The organism is Rhizobium sp. BR 315, assembly GCF_050577975.1.
GTDB classification, from domain to species: domain Bacteria; phylum Pseudomonadota; class Alphaproteobacteria; order Rhizobiales; family Rhizobiaceae; genus Rhizobium; species Rhizobium miluonense.
This window is the reverse complement of sequence record NZ_JARWKZ010000015.1, coordinates 60,324-74,671: the sequence shown is the minus strand read 5'-3', so window position 1 is coordinate 74,671 and position 14,348 is coordinate 60,324. Positions and strand designations below refer to the sequence as shown.

General features: G+C 58.9%; 16 protein-coding genes. 8 read left to right on the top strand and 8 right to left on the bottom strand.

Annotation, left to right across the window (positions count from 1 at the left end):
- From QD409_RS16875 to QD409_RS16860, 4 genes are all read right to left on the bottom strand, one after another.
- Window positions 1-933, bottom strand: a complete 933-nt coding sequence (locus tag QD409_RS16875) for a carbohydrate ABC transporter permease (RefSeq protein ID WP_430763171.1) — start codon at window positions 931-933, stop codon at window positions 1-3.
- A gap of 88 nt (window positions 934-1,021) precedes the next feature.
- Window positions 1,022-2,281 (bottom strand): ABC transporter substrate-binding protein, encoded by a 1,260-nt coding sequence (locus tag QD409_RS16870; protein WP_092847747.1) that lies wholly within the window; start codon window positions 2,279-2,281, stop codon window positions 1,022-1,024.
- A gap of 39 nt (window positions 2,282-2,320) precedes the next feature.
- Window positions 2,321-3,487: a PLP-dependent transferase gene (locus tag QD409_RS16865; protein ID WP_430763170.1), complete on the bottom strand. Its 1,167-nt coding sequence runs from the start codon at window positions 3,485-3,487 to the stop codon at window positions 2,321-2,323.
- Complete coding sequence (locus tag QD409_RS16860; RefSeq protein ID WP_092847918.1) at window positions 3,484-4,179, bottom strand: FadR/GntR family transcriptional regulator; 696 nt, start codon at window positions 4,177-4,179, stop codon at window positions 3,484-3,486. Before QD409_RS16860 ends, QD409_RS16865 begins: the two co-directional genes overlap by 4 nt.
- A gap of 205 nt (window positions 4,180-4,384) precedes the next feature.
- On the opposite strand from QD409_RS16860, the gene QD409_RS16855 reads away from it, so the two are divergent.
- Both QD409_RS16855 and QD409_RS16850 read left to right on the top strand, forming a co-directional pair.
- Entirely contained in the window at window positions 4,385-4,639 is a 255-nt protein-coding gene (locus tag QD409_RS16855) for a hypothetical protein (RefSeq protein ID WP_092847741.1), read from the top strand.
- A gap of 428 nt (window positions 4,640-5,067) precedes the next feature.
- Window positions 5,068-5,208, top strand: a complete 141-nt coding sequence (locus QD409_RS16850; RefSeq protein WP_430763169.1) for a hypothetical protein — start codon at window positions 5,068-5,070, stop codon at window positions 5,206-5,208.
- 33 nt (window positions 5,209-5,241) lie between these two features.
- Here QD409_RS16850 and QD409_RS16845 read toward each other — a convergent pair whose 3' ends face one another.
- Window positions 5,242-5,916, bottom strand: a complete 675-nt coding sequence (locus QD409_RS16845; RefSeq protein ID WP_430763168.1) for a helix-turn-helix transcriptional regulator — start codon at window positions 5,914-5,916, stop codon at window positions 5,242-5,244.
- Between the two features lie 121 nt (window positions 5,917-6,037).
- On the opposite strand from QD409_RS16845, the gene QD409_RS16840 reads away from it, so the two are divergent.
- The 3 genes from QD409_RS16840 (at window position 6,038) to QD409_RS16830 (ending at window position 9,023) form a co-directional block, all read left to right on the top strand.
- Window positions 6,038-7,174 (top strand): aminotransferase class I/II-fold pyridoxal phosphate-dependent enzyme, encoded by a 1,137-nt coding sequence (locus QD409_RS16840; protein ID WP_430763167.1) that lies wholly within the window; start codon window positions 6,038-6,040, stop codon window positions 7,172-7,174.
- Window positions 7,175-7,282: 108 nt separating this feature from the next.
- Entirely contained in the window at window positions 7,283-8,569 is a 1,287-nt protein-coding gene (locus tag QD409_RS16835; RefSeq protein WP_430763166.1) for a DUF763 domain-containing protein, read from the top strand.
- Window positions 8,570-8,834: 265 nt separating this feature from the next.
- Window positions 8,835-9,023: a hypothetical protein gene (locus tag QD409_RS16830; RefSeq protein ID WP_092847728.1), complete on the top strand. Its 189-nt coding sequence runs from the start codon at window positions 8,835-8,837 to the stop codon at window positions 9,021-9,023.
- A gap of 38 nt (window positions 9,024-9,061) precedes the next feature.
- Here the strand turns inward: QD409_RS16830 and QD409_RS16825 are convergent, their stop codons facing one another.
- From QD409_RS16825 to QD409_RS16815, 3 genes are all read right to left on the bottom strand, one after another.
- A complete protein-coding gene (locus QD409_RS16825; RefSeq protein ID WP_430763165.1) occupies window positions 9,062-9,790 on the bottom strand; it encodes an esterase family protein in 729 nt (242 codons plus the stop codon).
- Window positions 9,787-10,746: an acetylxylan esterase gene (locus QD409_RS16820; protein ID WP_430763164.1), complete on the bottom strand. Its 960-nt coding sequence runs from the start codon at window positions 10,744-10,746 to the stop codon at window positions 9,787-9,789. The genes QD409_RS16825 and QD409_RS16820 overlap by 4 nt, the downstream gene beginning before the upstream one ends.
- A gap of 68 nt (window positions 10,747-10,814) precedes the next feature.
- The gene (locus QD409_RS16815) at window positions 10,815-11,390 is read right to left on the bottom strand and encodes a GNAT family N-acetyltransferase (protein WP_430763163.1); all 576 of its coding nucleotides are present in this window, start codon (window positions 11,388-11,390) and stop codon (window positions 10,815-10,817) included.
- A 226-nt stretch (window positions 11,391-11,616) separates the two neighbouring features.
- On the opposite strand from QD409_RS16815, the gene QD409_RS16810 reads away from it, so the two are divergent.
- The 3 genes from QD409_RS16810 to QD409_RS16800 all read left to right on the top strand — a co-directional run bounded on the left by QD409_RS16810 (window position 11,617) and on the right by QD409_RS16800 (window position 14,308).
- A complete protein-coding gene (locus tag QD409_RS16810; protein ID WP_430763162.1) occupies window positions 11,617-11,895 on the top strand; it encodes a hypothetical protein in 279 nt (92 codons plus the stop codon).
- A gap of 96 nt (window positions 11,896-11,991) precedes the next feature.
- Window positions 11,992-12,219, top strand: a complete 228-nt coding sequence (locus tag QD409_RS16805; protein WP_430763161.1) for a hypothetical protein — start codon at window positions 11,992-11,994, stop codon at window positions 12,217-12,219.
- Window positions 12,220-12,562: 343 nt separating this feature from the next.
- Window positions 12,563-14,308, top strand: a complete 1,746-nt coding sequence (locus QD409_RS16800; protein ID WP_430763160.1) for a diguanylate cyclase — start codon at window positions 12,563-12,565, stop codon at window positions 14,306-14,308.
- Window positions 14,309-14,348 lie beyond the last annotated feature (40 nt).

Below are 14,348 nucleotides of genomic sequence, written 5' to 3'. Positions count from 1 at the left end.
TCAATCCTTCAGCAGGGTCTGCCGCAGCAGGATGATCAGCATGGAATAGGCAAGCAGCAGCACCAGCAGAACCAGGGCGATGGCCGAGGCATAACCGAAATCCAGCCGCCTGAACGCCTGCGTGAAGATGTAGCTGGCGACGATCTGCGTGCGGTCCGCCGGACCGCCGCCTGTCATGACGATGATCAGGTCGGCGAAGTTTGAAACCCAGACAGTGCGCAGGAGCACCGTGATGGCGATCGTCGGCGCGAGGAAGGGAAGGGTGATCGAGCGGAAGCGTTCAAACCAGCCGGCGCCATCGATCGAGGCCGCCTCATAGAGATCGCGCGGGATCGCCTGAAGTGCTGCCAAAAGCGTGATCGCGAAGAAGGGAATGCCCCACCAGACATTGGCGACGATCGGCCCCCACATTGCATATTGCGGATTGGAAAGGATATTGCCCGGCTCGCTCATCAGGCCGAGAGCATAGAGCCAATGCGGTATTGGGCCGATGACCGGGTTGAACAGCCAGGACCAGTTGAGGCCGGCGAGGAATGAGGGAACGGCCCAGGGCAGGAACACCAAGGCCTGCACGATAGACCGGCCGACGAATGGCTTGTCCAGCAAGAGAGCCAGGATCAGCCCGAAGACGAACTGCAGAGCGACCGAAGCACCGGTCCACCACAGCGTGTTCTTCAGCGCCCAGTAAAAAGCGCCATCTTTTGCGAGGTCGCGGAAGTGCTGGAGGCCGATGAAGCCGCCGGAAAATGGATTGAGCAACTGGATATCGCGAAAGGCATAGGAAACGCCGATCGCTAGCGGCACCAGCATCACGGCAATGATGAGGATAAGGGCAGGCGCGCTGTAGAGATAGGGTTCCGAGGCGTCGGCGAGGCGCTTCAGCCACGGTCTGCGGTCATGCCGCCCGTCGAGCGTGTCGGCGATCGAAGTCATCTGCAAGAGTTCCCGTTCGCGGCGTTCGGACGCCGTCTGTTTCAAGGGCAGGAATGGCGGCGGATCGCTCCGCCGCCGAACACGCGGGTTATTTCTTGGCGAGGAATTTCTGCTGCGCCTTGGTCAGATAGTCTGCCCACTGGTCGGCAAGGTCCTTGGCCGAGATGTCGCCGAGCATCGCCTGCTGCGAGGTCTTGATGGCGAGCGAATCCTTGAAGAAGGCGAATTCTTCGAGATAGGTCGGCATGACAGTGGGAACGGTGTTCTTGTCGGCCAGTTCCTGGAACCAGCCCTTGAACTGATCGCCGGCGTAGAAGGGGTCCTTTTCCGCGGCCGTGTAGGCCGGGAGAGCGCCGATCTTCTTGTTCCAGGTGAGATTACCTTCCGGTCCCTCAAGCGTTTCGATCAGCTTCCAGGAGAGATCCTTGTTCTGGCTGCTGGCGAACATCGACCAGCCGCCATAGCCGATGGTCGGGAAGGATTTGCCATCCGGACCCTTCGGCAGCGGTGCGACGCCGAAATCGTCCTTGCTCATGCGCTCAGCGACGGCGATCAAGGCATCCGGATCCTGATCGAGGAAGGCGCAGGTGCCGGAATAGAAACCGGCGACGACTTCGTTGAAGCCCCAGTTGACGCTATCCTTCGGCGCGTATCCCTTCTTGTAGAGATCGACCATCCATTCGATGCCCTTGGCCCAGCCGGCGCTGTTCATCGTCGAAGTGCCGTCATCCTTGAAGTACTTGTTGTCGCCGGCCATGGAGGCGGCGAAGATCATCCAGCCGTTCAGGCCGCCGGGTCCGCCACGCATGCAATAGCCGTATTTGCCCGGCAGCTTCGAGACTGCCTGCGATGCCTTGACGAAATCGTCCAACGTCTTCGGCGGCTCGCTGACACCTGCGTCCTTCAGAAGCTTCTTGTTGTAGAACATGGCACGCAGGTAGAAGCCATAGGGCAGCATATAGGCCGTGTTCTTCACGTCGCGACCGAGCTCGAGGGCTCGCGGCGTCAATTCCTTCGTGTGCTCCCATTTCGCCAGGTAAGGCTCGAGGCTCTCGAGCATGCCGTTGTTGCCGTAGAGCGATAGCCAGGTGTCCGGCATTTCCATGACATCGGGCGTGTCACCGGCCGAGACCATGGTGGCGAACTTCTGGAAGGCTTCGTTCCAGGGCAGGGAGATGATGTCGACCTTGGTCCCTGGGTTGGCGGCTTCGAACTTGGCGACGATCGACTTGAGCGTCTCGGTGCGCTCCGGGCTCGTGATCACCTCCACCAGCTTCAGAGTCGTGCCGGCAAAGGCGGTGCCCGCCATCATGGCAGTAAATAGTGCTGCTGTTATCAGTCTTTTCATGTTGTTCCCCTTTTAGGTTTTCCTCACAGGTTGCTTAATTCACGAGGCGGCGGCGATTGCCTCCTCGAGTTCCCTCCACAGGGCTTCGGTTCCTTCGAGGCCGATATGGAGACGCACGGAGCGCGCGTTGATGCCGAATGCGTGTGCGGAATTCGGCTGAGCCTTTTGCTGCAGCACGACTTCGCCCGGCACGATCAGGCTTTCATGTCCACCCCAGCTCACACCCAGTTTGAAGAGCTTGAGGTGGTTGGCGAAGGTGCGGACATCGACGCCTTCGTGGAAGATGAAGGAAAACAGGCCCGAGGTTCCGTTCAGGCCGGCGGGCAGGCGGTTGGCAAGGCCCGGATGGCAGACCTGCTCGACGACATCGAGCTCCTGCAGCCGCTTGGCGATCGTCATCGCCGCAGCCTCGTGCGCCTTCATGCGGATCGGCAGCGTGCGCAGACCGCGGATCAGAAGCCAGGCGTCGAAGGGCGAAAGCTTGCCGCCGAGATAGGGATAGGCTTCGGCCTTCAGCCGCGCGATCATCTCCTTCGAGCCCGCGACCACGCCGGCGACCACATCGCTATGACCACCGAGATATTTGGAGGCGGAATGGATGACGAGGTCGACGCCGAGCTTCAGTGGCTGCTGGAAATAGGGAGTTGCCCAGCTGTTGTCGATCATCGAGACGACGCCATGCTGCTTGGCAAGCGCCGCAAGCGCGCCGACATCGTGCGCTTCCATGATCCAGCTGGTCGGGCTTTCCATATAGAAGACCTTGGCGCCGGGAAGCGCCTTGGCGACGGCTTCCTCGTCGCGGCCGTCGACATAGGTCACTTCGACCTTCATCCGCTTCAGAACGGTGCCGAAGAGGCGGAAGGCATCGGGATAGACATGCTTGACCGCAACGATCCGGTCGCCCGGCTCGACAAAGCTCAGAACGGCTGACGAGATTGCCGCCATGCCGCTGGCGAAACCGAGCGCATCCTCGGCCCCTTCGAGCTTTGCCAGCATTTCCTCGAACATGCGTACCGTCGGGTTGAGGCCGCGCGTGTAGATCGGCCGTACCTTTTCGCCGCGGTAGGAGGCGATCATCTCATCATAGCTGGAGAAGGTGAACAGCGATGTCTGGAAGATCGGTGGTACCACGGCTTCGGCGAAATTGCCGTCGTCATGGGCCGTGATGAGGGATGCAAGTTCGAACGGCTCTAACCCGTCAGTCATTTGGACATTTCCTTGATGTCTTCCTCGACCACGTCGAGAATTTTCAGTGTTTCGGCGCGCGCTGCCTCGGGATCCTGATCGACGATGGCGTTGAACAGCGTGCGGTGAAAGGGAAAGGACCGGCGGGCAAAGTCCTCCCGGTCGAAGGGGTGATCCCAGAAGCGCTCGAAGGTTTCGCGCATCTGCTCGAGAAGTTGCCTGAACAACGGATTGTGCGTGGCGTCGTAGACCGCCAGGTGAAACGCAAGGTCCTCCGGTCCGGAAGTGCCCTTGGCGATGTGGACGCGCTCCATCTCGTTGAGCTTCTGCTCGATGATGACGACATCTTCGTCGGTGCGCTTTCGCGCCGCCACCATGCCGGCCTCGCATTCGATGCCGCGGCGGACCTCGAGCGTCTGCAGCAGCGCGTCACGCAAATGCGGGGGATCCAGCGAAAGCGGCATATGGATGGTCGCCTTGGAAACGGGCTTCAGCAGATAGGTGCCGCTGCCTTTTCGCGATTCCATGACCCCCAACGCCTGGAAATAGGTGATCACTTCGCGGATCGTCGAACGCCCGACGGAAAGTGCCGTCATCAGCTCTCGTTCCGTCGGCAGCCGATCGCCCGCCTGCAGCTTCGAGGACTCGATGAAGCTCGACAGCGCGTCGATGACTTGCTGCGTGCGGTCGATGGAGGGAAGTGGTGTGAGCATGGCCTTGGTCATGAATGCTAAATTGGTCTGACATCTGCCATCAGGTCAATCCCTTTTTTGCAGAAAATACGATTTTTTCTGTGGTCGATATTGTCCGGCTTGCAATCTCTGGAATTGGAAGGAGGAAGGGAAGTCGGCCGCAGCCTTCAAGAGCGTCGGCAGCGCTGATAAAAGGAGCGCAATATGAGTCCCGGATTGGAAGAGAATGGCTGCGCGAGATCGATATTCACGGAAACTGGAATGCGCGAAATGTGGACACGCCGGTTTTGCTGAGGTTTCGGAGACCGATGACCGCCGCACATCCGGTCGCGACTTCAAGATCGATGAGATGCCCCGAGGCTTTTCCACCGAGCGACAGTCGCCCGATCCGCGCAAGCATATGATGAAGTGCCGCTGCGGCGCCGTCTTCCGGTTCGAACAGGATACGGTCTATGCGCCCGGCGGCGAGCCGCGCCGATAGCAAACCGTATTCAGAAAAGAAAAAAGCCTCGCAGAGGCGAGGCTAAGCTTGTGTCGCTCCGGGGAAATCGGAAGCAACGCGGCGTGGTTTAATCGCGACCGTTCATTCCGACTAGGTCACTATTGGCGATTACGGTACGCTCGCATAAAAAAGCTCTGCGAGTTCTTGGGCTCGCCCACTGGTAGAGTCCTCAGGGCCGCTGTCTTTAAACCGCTCCATGATTGCATGGGTAGGGATTGTCTTCCAAAGGATGTAGGAACGGGATCGCCAAACCATCTTGGCGTGCATCAGTGTTCAGCTACCGTTCATTTGGGCGGAGGCAAAAGGCATGTACCGCAACGCCTTGCGGTCGTCGAGGTCCGGCTTCCGATCGGCTTTCCGATCCGGTCGTCGGGCCTCGCAGATACTTAAAGAATTTGGATATTCGCATGCGACTGCTTCTCGCTTTCATCGACTGGGTTCGCCGCCGCCGTCAACGGCGACTGGAGCGCGAGACGATACAATATTCGGCGGATGATCCGTGGGTCCTGCAGCAGATCGAAAAATTCGAGCGAGAGTTGAAGCGTTAAAGCGACGGCGATCGGGCGTCGCCGGTCTCGCGTCTAGTCTTCAGCCACCAGCAGCTTCTTTTGCCGAGCTTCGCGCAGATGCTTGTAAACGGTTGCCCGCGAAATGCCGAGCAGGCGGCCGAGATAGGGCACCAGATTGCGGATGGAAAAATAGCCTTCCTGTTCCAGCCGCTCGACCAGGGCGGCGTGATCTTCCTTGGCAAGTGCGGAGGCTGCAAGCCCTCGTTCGCCAAGAAAATCCGCGATGGCGGCGTTGACGGTTTCCTGCCAGTCGGCATGGAAAAGCGCCGATGGCTGAGCACCTGCCCCTTGAAAGGCCGCTAGCAGGTTCAGGGCGTCGCGAGCCGCTTCGATCGGTGCGATATCAAAATTGATGCACAGCAATCCGTAGGGTTCGCTCGTGCCGTTTCGCAGTACTGCAGTGATTGACTTGAGCTGCCGTCCGTCGAAATTTGTCTTGCGATAAGGTCCGACAACATCGGCGCCAAGCGATCCGATATCCTTCAAGTCGGCAAGTGACGAGCCGCCGACATCGCGCCGTGAGATATTGTTGGCGATATAGGCGATCGTCTGCGTTTTCAGGTCATGAATGACGACTTCCGCATGTGGCTTGAGCAGGATCGCGACGGCTTCGGCGACGGACGCGAACTGTAGCACGTCGTCTTGGCCAGGCGCTGTTTCGCTATTCAGGTCAATCTCTCTCGACATTGCTTCTTTCCGACTGCGATATTTACATTCAGTCTATATTTGACAAATTGTCAATACGCCGCTAATTTCGCGCCAATAAATGTCGGCGCGGATGTGCTGATCATTTTCGGAGAAGCGACCCATGCCGGCCTTGCCAGATTTCAAGCTTGAAACCTATTTCTCGAAGTGGGAGTTCAGCGCGCTCTACCATATGACCGCATCCGACGCGCAGAGCATGACCATGGCGGAATTGCTCGACATGGCAACGCCGGAACAGCGGCAAGCCCATGAGAACCTGTGGTTGGGATATACCGAAACCTTCGGCTCTCCGGAGTTGCGCGATATCATCGCTGGTCTGTATCAACAGATGCAACGGGCGGATATTCTGTGCTTTGCGGGCGCGGGGGAAGGCATCTATATCGCCATGCATGCGCTTCTCGAAAAGGGTGACCACGCGATTGTCGTGACGCCGAACTACCAATCATCCGAAACGATCCCGCTCAGCATCTGCGACGTCTCCGCCGTGGCGCTTGATCCGCAGGACGGCTGGTCGCTCGATATCGACGCCGTGGGTGCCGCTATTCGGCCCAATACCAAGCTGATTTCGATCAATTTTCCGCATAACCCCACGGGCAAGGTCCTCGAACGGGAGAGATTCGACGCGCTGATCGATCTTTGCCGTCGGCACGGTATCTGGCTCTTCAGCGACGAGGTCTATCGGGGTCTCGCCGTCGAAGGCCGGGCCATGTTGCCGGCCGCCGCTGATGTCTATGAGCGTGGTGTATCGTTGGGCGTCATGTCGAAAGCCTATGGGTTGCCGGGGCTGCGCATCGGCTGGATCTCCTGCCGTGATCATGGCCTGCTTTCGAAGATGGAGCGGATGAAACACTATCTCTCCATCTGCAATTCCGGCCCGAGCGAGAGCCTGGCGAAGATCGCTTTGCTCAACGCCGACAGGATATTGGAGCGCAACAACCGCCTGATCGCCTCCAATCTGGCAAAGCTGAAATCGCTGTTTGCCGAGTTCGAGCACCTTTTCGATTGGTACACGCCCGATGGCGGCTGCGTCAGCTATCCCCGCTACAAGGGTGCGGACGGCGTCGAGACTTTTGCGCGGGAGCTGGTCGAGCAGGCAGGCGTGCTACTGCTGCCCGCCAGCCTCTATCGATCGGATCTGAAGGAGACGCCGGCCGACCGATTCCGCATAGGTTTCGGCCGCGCCAATATCGATGAAGGCATTGCGGCGATGCGCTCCTACCTGCTTCGCAATCGCGCTTGATCCTTGCCCGCGTCCGTAGCGGACGCTTGTGGCAGACGGAGACGAATGGATGGCGCAAATCAGCCGCCGATACTACAATGCCGTCACCGAAGATCGAGAGTGACGACATTGGCGCAGAGAGCTGGCAAAGCTGACCTTCCATTGCATGGCGGCCGCGTGCCGCGGTGGCTCGGCGACCGGATGACACGACTGGGCGCCGTGATCACCGAGGCGATCGTGCAGCACTATGGACGCGATGAGTTGTTTCGTCGGCTGGCCAATCCCTTCTGGTTCCAGTCATTCGGCGCCGTCATGGGCATGGACTGGCATTCCTCCGGCATCACGACAAGCGTGCTCGGAGCATTGAAGCGCGGGCTCACGCCGCTTTCCGGCGAGCTTGGCATCCATGTTTGCGGCGGGCGTGGCGCACAGTCGCGCAAGACGCCTGACGAATTGCTCCATATAGGCGATCGGGTCGGCATCGATGGAGCATCGCTTGCCAGCACAAGCCGGCTGATCGCGAAGGTGGACAGCGCGGCACTCCAGGACGGGTTCGATCTCTATCTGCACGGCTTCATCGTGGCGGATGACGGCAAATGGGTTGTCATTCAGCAGGGCATGAACGGCGATCGGCGGCAGGCCAGGCGATATCACTGGCTTTCCGAGGGTTTGGCCAGTTTTCTGGATTCTCCGCATGCAGCAATCGAGGGAAGGGAGCAGGGAGAGATCATCAATCTTGCCGATCGGCGGGCCGAGCGCTCTCGCCAAGGCCAGCTGGATTTGCTCGCGTCGCTGGGGCCTGATAAAATCATTCGTGAATTCAAGGTTCTGGATGGAGAGGTTCCAGTGGTTCGCGAACAGGACGCGCAACCAATGTTGCCATATCTCATCATGCCCGCCCATCATGATGTGCGCGAGGAGGATGTGAACATGCGGCGCCTGCATGGAAATCTTGCGGCTGCTGCGGATCGCGGTCCGGTGGATTTCGAGGATCTGCTTCTGACGCCGGGTGTCGGCGCGCGCACGGTGAAGGCACTGGCGATGGTTGCTGAGGTCGTGCACGGCGCCCCCTGTCGCTTTTCCGACCCTGCGCGCTTCTCGCTTGCCCATGGCGGCAAGGATCGTCATCCCTTTCCGGTCCCGTTGAAAGTCTACGACGAGACCATCAACGTGATGAAATCCGCCGTCAGGAAGGGGCGCTTAGGCCGGGATGAAGAGCTGGCGGCTCTCAAGCGACTGGATGACCAATCGAGGGTTCTGGAGCGCTACGTCACGGGACCCGATCTTAAGGAAATCGTTGCCGGCGAGTTCGATAGATCCTTCTCTTATGGCGGCCGCAGCGTCTTCGGCTGGGAGCCCCCGACGGATTCCGCAGACGATCGCACACCGAGCGACTTCCGGTCGTCCGGGCGCTGAGCCGACAAATTGGCGGAAGACGGTAGCTCGCCAAGGCCGCTTTGATGTTAACTTCTATCGAGATATGGCGGGTCACATCGTTGCTGGTTTTGGCGCCGATGCAGCCACGGCCGCCGATTATCGTCCGTCATCGACGTACAGCCAATTCGCTATTGCAGCCCCCAGAATTGATTAATGGACGTAGTTAATTTTTTAACAATTGCGCGGCTATTGATGGAACAGAACGTGGAATCGAGAGTTTCCGAGCGAGGCCGGAGGATTAGAGATGAATTTGAAGATCGTCACTGCGCAGTCGGAAGTCGAGACTGATGATACCGGAACCTATCCGGATGGCATGGTCGAGCGCATGCTTATAGACTTCTCCGCGAGCTACGAGCAGCAGCACCGCAAATCCCACGAGCGTGACTATGGCGCGCGCAAGGCGATCAGGCCCATTCCGTTCGGTCTGGTCTAGTCTCGCCGGCGGCTGGTGCCGCTCAAGCCTAGAGTAGCTCAAATATAGAGCGGGGCCATTCTGCGCCATGCGCCAGCCCTGTGCGCGCGACCATTCCAGACATGCAAGTGGTGGCCGATTTGCTTGTCCGCGAGCAGCCGGCTGAGATGGCGATTGTTGTCGAAGAAAGGGTCGGCGTCGCCGATCGTCAGCACGATATCGACCTGCCTCAGCCTTTCCAGCTGCCATTCGCAGGCCAGTCCGGGCAGGAAATGCGTCGGCGTATGGAAATAGATATCGTCGTCATAATAGCCGTCGAACAGATCGGCAAAGGATTCAATCTGCATCGTCAGATCGTAGCGGCCTGAAAAGGCGACGAGTTTGCGAAAGAGATGAGGGTGGCGGAACACCAGGCTGGCCGCCTGGAAGGCCCCGAGGCTGCAGCCATGGACGATCGTGCATTCATGGCCGTTCTTCTGCGCCATCAGCGGCAGGACTTCATTCAGGATGTACTCCTCGAAAGCCCTGTGTCGGCGAATGCGTTCTGCAGGATGCTGGCCATAACCGTAGAAGGTTTCTCCGGCGAGCCCTTCTATGCAGTAGAGCTGAAGATGTCCGGCGTTCAATTTTTCCGCGAGGCTGGCGACGATGCCGATCTGCTCATATTGCCAGAAGCGCCCGTCTCTCGTAGGAAACATCAAGACCTTGGCGCCGGCGTGGCCGAACACCAGAAGCTCCATGTCTCGTTCCAGCCGCGGGCTGTACCAGCGCAGATATTCGCGGTTCATGACACCTTGAAAAAATGTCCCACCTTATCTCGCAGAATTGCGTTCTGCTCATCCATAGCATCATATTCGAAATGGCCGGCGTCCAGGATGAAGATTTCGTTAAATTTCTGCGTCGCATTTACGACGGCGAATTGGCAAGGCGGCGCCACGGCGGGGTCGAAAAGGGCAGGCGCGATGAGCATCGGCACCTTGATGCGGCTTGCTGCGATTGCGGCATCGAAAAAGCGCAGAGTCTCGAGCACGCTTCCGTGTTTCTCCTGATAGATCTGCACGGATTGAGCACTGCCCACGGTTGGCAGGGTGAGCCAAAGCTGCCGATGGCCGAATGTCGGTACGATGAGGTGACCGCGATCGATGCGGGCGTCGTAGGGGATCGCGAGAGCGCCAATGCCGCCGCCGAAGCTGATGCCGCTGTAGCCGATGCGGCCGGCAATCCACGGATAGAGGGTTTCCAGGGTTGAAACCGCAAGCCAGAGATCTTCGACGCAGCCGCCGATGACGTAGGTATCGCGGCTCTCTATGCCGCAAATGACGTGGCCCGAAGCATCCGCTGGAATTTGCAGGCAGGCGCTGAGAGACAGGCCGCGGGAGCAGGGAAACAGTACCGCTGTCTCTTCCAGCGGCAGATCAAAATCGGGTTGGTCTCTTCCGCCATAACCATGCCCGACGACCAGTCCCCGCCGCACCTGCCCCTTGCGGGGAACAAGAAGCCAGCCGTTGATTTGAAACGATCCGGTCGATGTGAAGCTGATATCGAAGACATGCCAGTTTTCGTGGCGCAGCTTGCCGTGGCGGAGCCTCGGTTGTGGATCGACCGATATGGCAGCACTGTAGCGCTTCTGCCAGAACGCGTCGAAGCCGGCCGGCGCCTCCGGGAGCTCGATGGAGCGGAGCTGTTCGAGTTGCATGCCATAGGTTGGGTCGAAGGCGAATGGGTGGACTGTCGGGATGCTCATAAGCGCGTTTTCGCGTGAATGCGCCGACGGCGCAAGGCCGAGATTCCGCTCCCCACCGGTTCCGATGTCTATTGCCCCGGCCTAGCGACGCGATAAAGCACATGTGGTCGCAAGATATGCCCCGGCGGCACCGTGATGTCGTCAAAGTCGCCATCTTCGACACGAGCCATGCCGATCTTTTCCATCGCCTGCCGGGATGGCAGGTTGATGCTCGACGTGTAGCCGATCACGCATTCGGCACCCAATTGCTGCCATGTGAAATCGAGACAACGATGGCTGGCTTCCGTGGCATAGCCCTGCCGCCAATGGGCCTGTCCGAGAATCCAGCCGATCTCCAGCGGGAAACTGCCCGGAACTTCCGGTCCCGGACGCGACAGACCCGCGCCCCCAATCAGCACACCGTCGGCTTTACGCTCGACGGCAAGGAATCCAAACCCGTCCCGCATCACTCGTTCATTGGCCTCGTCGATCAGCTTGTCCGTTTCCGCCGCTGTCAGCAGGCTCGGGTAATAATATTGTCTCACTTCGGCATCGGCATTGATGGCAGCGAACGGCGCACGATCCCGATCTAACCAGGGCCGGAGGATGAGCCGGGAGGTTTCCAGAGTAAGCATCATGCCCCTTGCAATAAAAATATTCGACATCACGTAGCCTGCTGCGCCCGCTCCTCCGGCATCGAGGAGTTTCGCGGCATCCCATCCATGAACCCGTGCAGAAAGTCCACCGCTGCGTGCAATCGGCGTCGTTCAGAAACGCACCGATATGCATCCGCTACGACCTGATGACATACAACGAAAAGATGAGGCAAACAGCCTGGTATTCTTGCGGGCCGAGGTCGCCTGCGCGTTACTCTTGGGGTATACTGCGTCCATGATCAGGATCTTAGCAGCACTCGTCGGAATCTCGATTGCGGGCTCGGCATTGGCGGGGCAGGGCCAGGTTGTTCCAGTCGCCGACAAAATCCAGGATTGCTCGAATGCTGCCGATCAGGTGCTATCGAAGACAAAGGGGCGCTTGCTGTCCGTCAGGCCGCGCGACAACCGCTGCATTGTGACCGTGATTGTACAGCATGGCGAGCAACGGCCGGAAAAGGTCGTCGTCCGTGTCGACTATATCGATACCGATTCTAATCAAGAGAATGGCCAATAGCTGCGAGTGGTAAAGGGGATCACGTGAAAAATGGGCGATATCATCCCGTTCAGGCGCACGACGAGATATAGCAAGCGGCTTGATGAACAAGCTCGCATGGAAAGAGAATTGCTGCTTCCCTTCGCGAAGGTGGAAGCGTTCCATGCAAATTCGGCGAAGCTCTTGGCATTGGACGCTACGCCCAAGACCGGCCTTCCGTTGCACGGCATTGCCATCGTCCTCGGTACGTTCCTCGTCTACGCGCTTGTGATCTCGCATGTTGTCGGACAGGCCCATTATTCGGCCCGCGCCAACCTCATGCCCGCGGTTTTCGTGGAGAATTAGGTCTCCCCGAGGCAAGCATAAACCGCGCGACTGCAGGTTTCGCGGCGAACTAAGCCCGGCAAGCAAGCCGCGTCTGACGACGTAATCCCGGCACTTTTCTTCCCTACGGCGCTTCTACTGGCATGGGCGGTGTCTGTTCTCTTCTGTGTTGAGAAGCCCGTCCGGGGTGTCGGCGATCGCGGCAGCTCGGTCGTCCGACTATGAGAAATATTTAAGCCTGTTCGTTAAGTGAAGATTTCACTGAATCTGGTGTAGTCTAGATCAGGTGCTTGTTTGTGGAGTGCATTCCTTGTCGCGGCTTAGAATTCAACAGCTGCAATGGATCGGAGCCATAGCTGTTATCATGGTTTGCTTGATGATGGCCGGCTCGACAATTGCCTTCAGCTTGTCGGATTACATCAATTACAAACGAGGCGTGACGGAATTCAATCGATTCCATGTGGCGTTGCATGCAGCCGCGGCGATCTCGCGGGAGCGTGCGCCGGCAAACAGTCTTATGAGTGCTCCCGAAGAACAACAACCGCCGTTTGCCGCTGCCCTGAAAGAGAGCCGGGAAGAGACCGACCGGGATATCGCTGCCATAGAGACGCTCTTTCGGACGGAGATCGATACATCGCCGGAGATGCATCGCGCATTCGTAGCTGTCAAAGCTCAATTGGAGACTGGCAGAAGTGCTGTAGATGCAGTCGCAGCGGTTCCGTACAGCGAGCGAAATGGAGCTGGTATTGCCGACGCCATCCAGGCGATGTTCCGTGCTGCGGATCGCGCCCAGACCTATCGCGACGTGGCTGGACGCTCGATTATCGCTCTGGCGCCGGAAACGAGTGCCGAGGTCATACTGACCTCCCTGGCCGGAACACTGAGGGAGCGTGCAGGTCGGGTCGGATCCTATGTCGTGATGATGCTGATCTCCCAGGGGCAGGCGCGCTCCCACTATCGCGTTGCCTTCGACGGCGAATTGAATCGGCTCCTCGAAGTGAATGTGCTGCTGAAAACCTATGCTCCCGGCGCCCTTCAATCCCAGGAGATCGCCCAGCTGCTGGATCAAGTGACCGTAAACTACTTCGCCAGGTCCTTGCCCTATGCGCAACAGGTAGCTTTTGAGCTCAATGGCGGCAGGCCGCCCACGCCGGCTGAATTCGGCGCAAAATACGTTCCAGGACTGAAGTCGACGGAAAAGCTGCGCGAGGAGATCGAAAGCAGCGCGCTGACCTCTCTGGAGAAAATGCGGGAGAAGGCCTTCAACATCATGCTGGTCTCAACGCTACTGGCCGGCACGGCGATATCCGTCATGCTTGGATTGGCTTACGTGCTTGGACGATCGCTTTTCCGGCCGATGCTTGCAGCCATACGGCAGATCGAGGATATCGCTGCCGGTAATCTGCTGCAGCCGCTACCCATGCCTCACGCGGGGCACGAGGCGCGTGAGATGTTCCAGCGGCTCGATCTGCTGCGGGAGCAGCAGCGTTTCAAGCGCCATCTGGAGGTGGAGCGCAAGTCGATGACGGAGGAGCTGAGGCGCCTCTCGCAAACCGACGCGCTGACCGGTCTTCTCAATCGCCGCGCACTTGGTGAAGCCATGGAGGAACTGTTTACAGATTCCGGAGCCGATTTCGGCGGCATTGCCATCATCATGTTCGACATCGACCACTTCAAGTCGATCAACGATCGCTATGGGCATGCCGTCGGAGATCTGGTGCTTCAAAGGACGGCGCAGATTTTGACCCCCTATGCGCGCGCGCAGGATCTATTCGCTCGCTATGGCGGCGAGGAGTTCATCATCGTATTGGTCGGTGTCACTGAGACCTTCGCCCATACCACCGCAAAGCGGCTGTGCGAAACCCTTGCGCAGACTGTTGTCAACGAGGAGCACGAGCTGACCGTCACCGCCAGCTTCGGCGTCGATTGGCGAGCAGAATGCGCCTCGGGGCAGTGGGAGGAGCTTGCAGCCGTTGCGGACAGGCGGCTCTATCAAGCCAAGCGGAACGGTCGCAATATGGTTTGTTTCTCCGATATGCCGGAGGAAGAAGCAGCGGCACCCGCCGAGGAAACCCGGCCGCGTGGCGCAAGCGGCGCGGATGCGGCGTGATGAGGCAGCCTGTTCAGTTGCCGAAGGGTGACGCAGCTTA

What these genes read in the sequence shown, in the direction of transcription:
- QD409_RS16800 (WP_430763160.1), top strand. Translation starts at nt 12,563, where the DNA reads ATGGTTTGCTTGATGATGGCCGGCTCGACAATTGCCTTCAGCTTGTCG.
- QD409_RS16815 (WP_430763163.1), bottom strand. Translation starts at nt 11,390, where the DNA reads ATGTCGAATATTTTTATTGCAAGGGGCATGATGCTTACTCTGGAAACC.
- QD409_RS16845 (WP_430763168.1), bottom strand. Translation starts at nt 5,916, where the DNA reads ATGTCGAGAGAGATTGACCTGAATAGCGAAACAGCGCCTGGCCAAGAC.
- QD409_RS16810 (WP_430763162.1), top strand. Translation starts at nt 11,617, where the DNA reads ATGATCAGGATCTTAGCAGCACTCGTCGGAATCTCGATTGCGGGCTCG.
- QD409_RS16860 (WP_092847918.1), bottom strand. Translation starts at nt 4,179, where the DNA reads ATGCTCACACCACTTCCCTCCATCGACCGCACGCAGCAAGTCATCGAC.
- QD409_RS16865 (WP_430763170.1), bottom strand. Translation starts at nt 3,487, where the DNA reads ATGACTGACGGGTTAGAGCCGTTCGAACTTGCATCCCTCATCACGGCC.
- QD409_RS16870 (WP_092847747.1), bottom strand. Translation starts at nt 2,281, where the DNA reads ATGAAAAGACTGATAACAGCAGCACTATTTACTGCCATGATGGCGGGC.
- QD409_RS16840 (WP_430763167.1), top strand. Translation starts at nt 6,038, where the DNA reads ATGCCGGCCTTGCCAGATTTCAAGCTTGAAACCTATTTCTCGAAGTGG.
- QD409_RS16825 (WP_430763165.1), bottom strand. Translation starts at nt 9,790, where the DNA reads ATGAACCGCGAATATCTGCGCTGGTACAGCCCGCGGCTGGAACGAGAC.
- QD409_RS16875 (WP_430763171.1), bottom strand. Translation starts at nt 933, where the DNA reads ATGACTTCGATCGCCGACACGCTCGACGGGCGGCATGACCGCAGACCG.
- QD409_RS16805 (WP_430763161.1), top strand. Translation starts at nt 11,992, where the DNA reads ATGGAAAGAGAATTGCTGCTTCCCTTCGCGAAGGTGGAAGCGTTCCAT.
- QD409_RS16830 (WP_092847728.1), top strand. Translation starts at nt 8,835, where the DNA reads ATGAATTTGAAGATCGTCACTGCGCAGTCGGAAGTCGAGACTGATGAT.
- QD409_RS16850 (WP_430763169.1), top strand. Translation starts at nt 5,068, where the DNA reads ATGCGACTGCTTCTCGCTTTCATCGACTGGGTTCGCCGCCGCCGTCAA.
- QD409_RS16855 (WP_092847741.1), top strand. Translation starts at nt 4,385, where the DNA reads ATGGCTGCGCGAGATCGATATTCACGGAAACTGGAATGCGCGAAATGT.
- QD409_RS16820 (WP_430763164.1), bottom strand. Translation starts at nt 10,746, where the DNA reads ATGAGCATCCCGACAGTCCACCCATTCGCCTTCGACCCAACCTATGGC.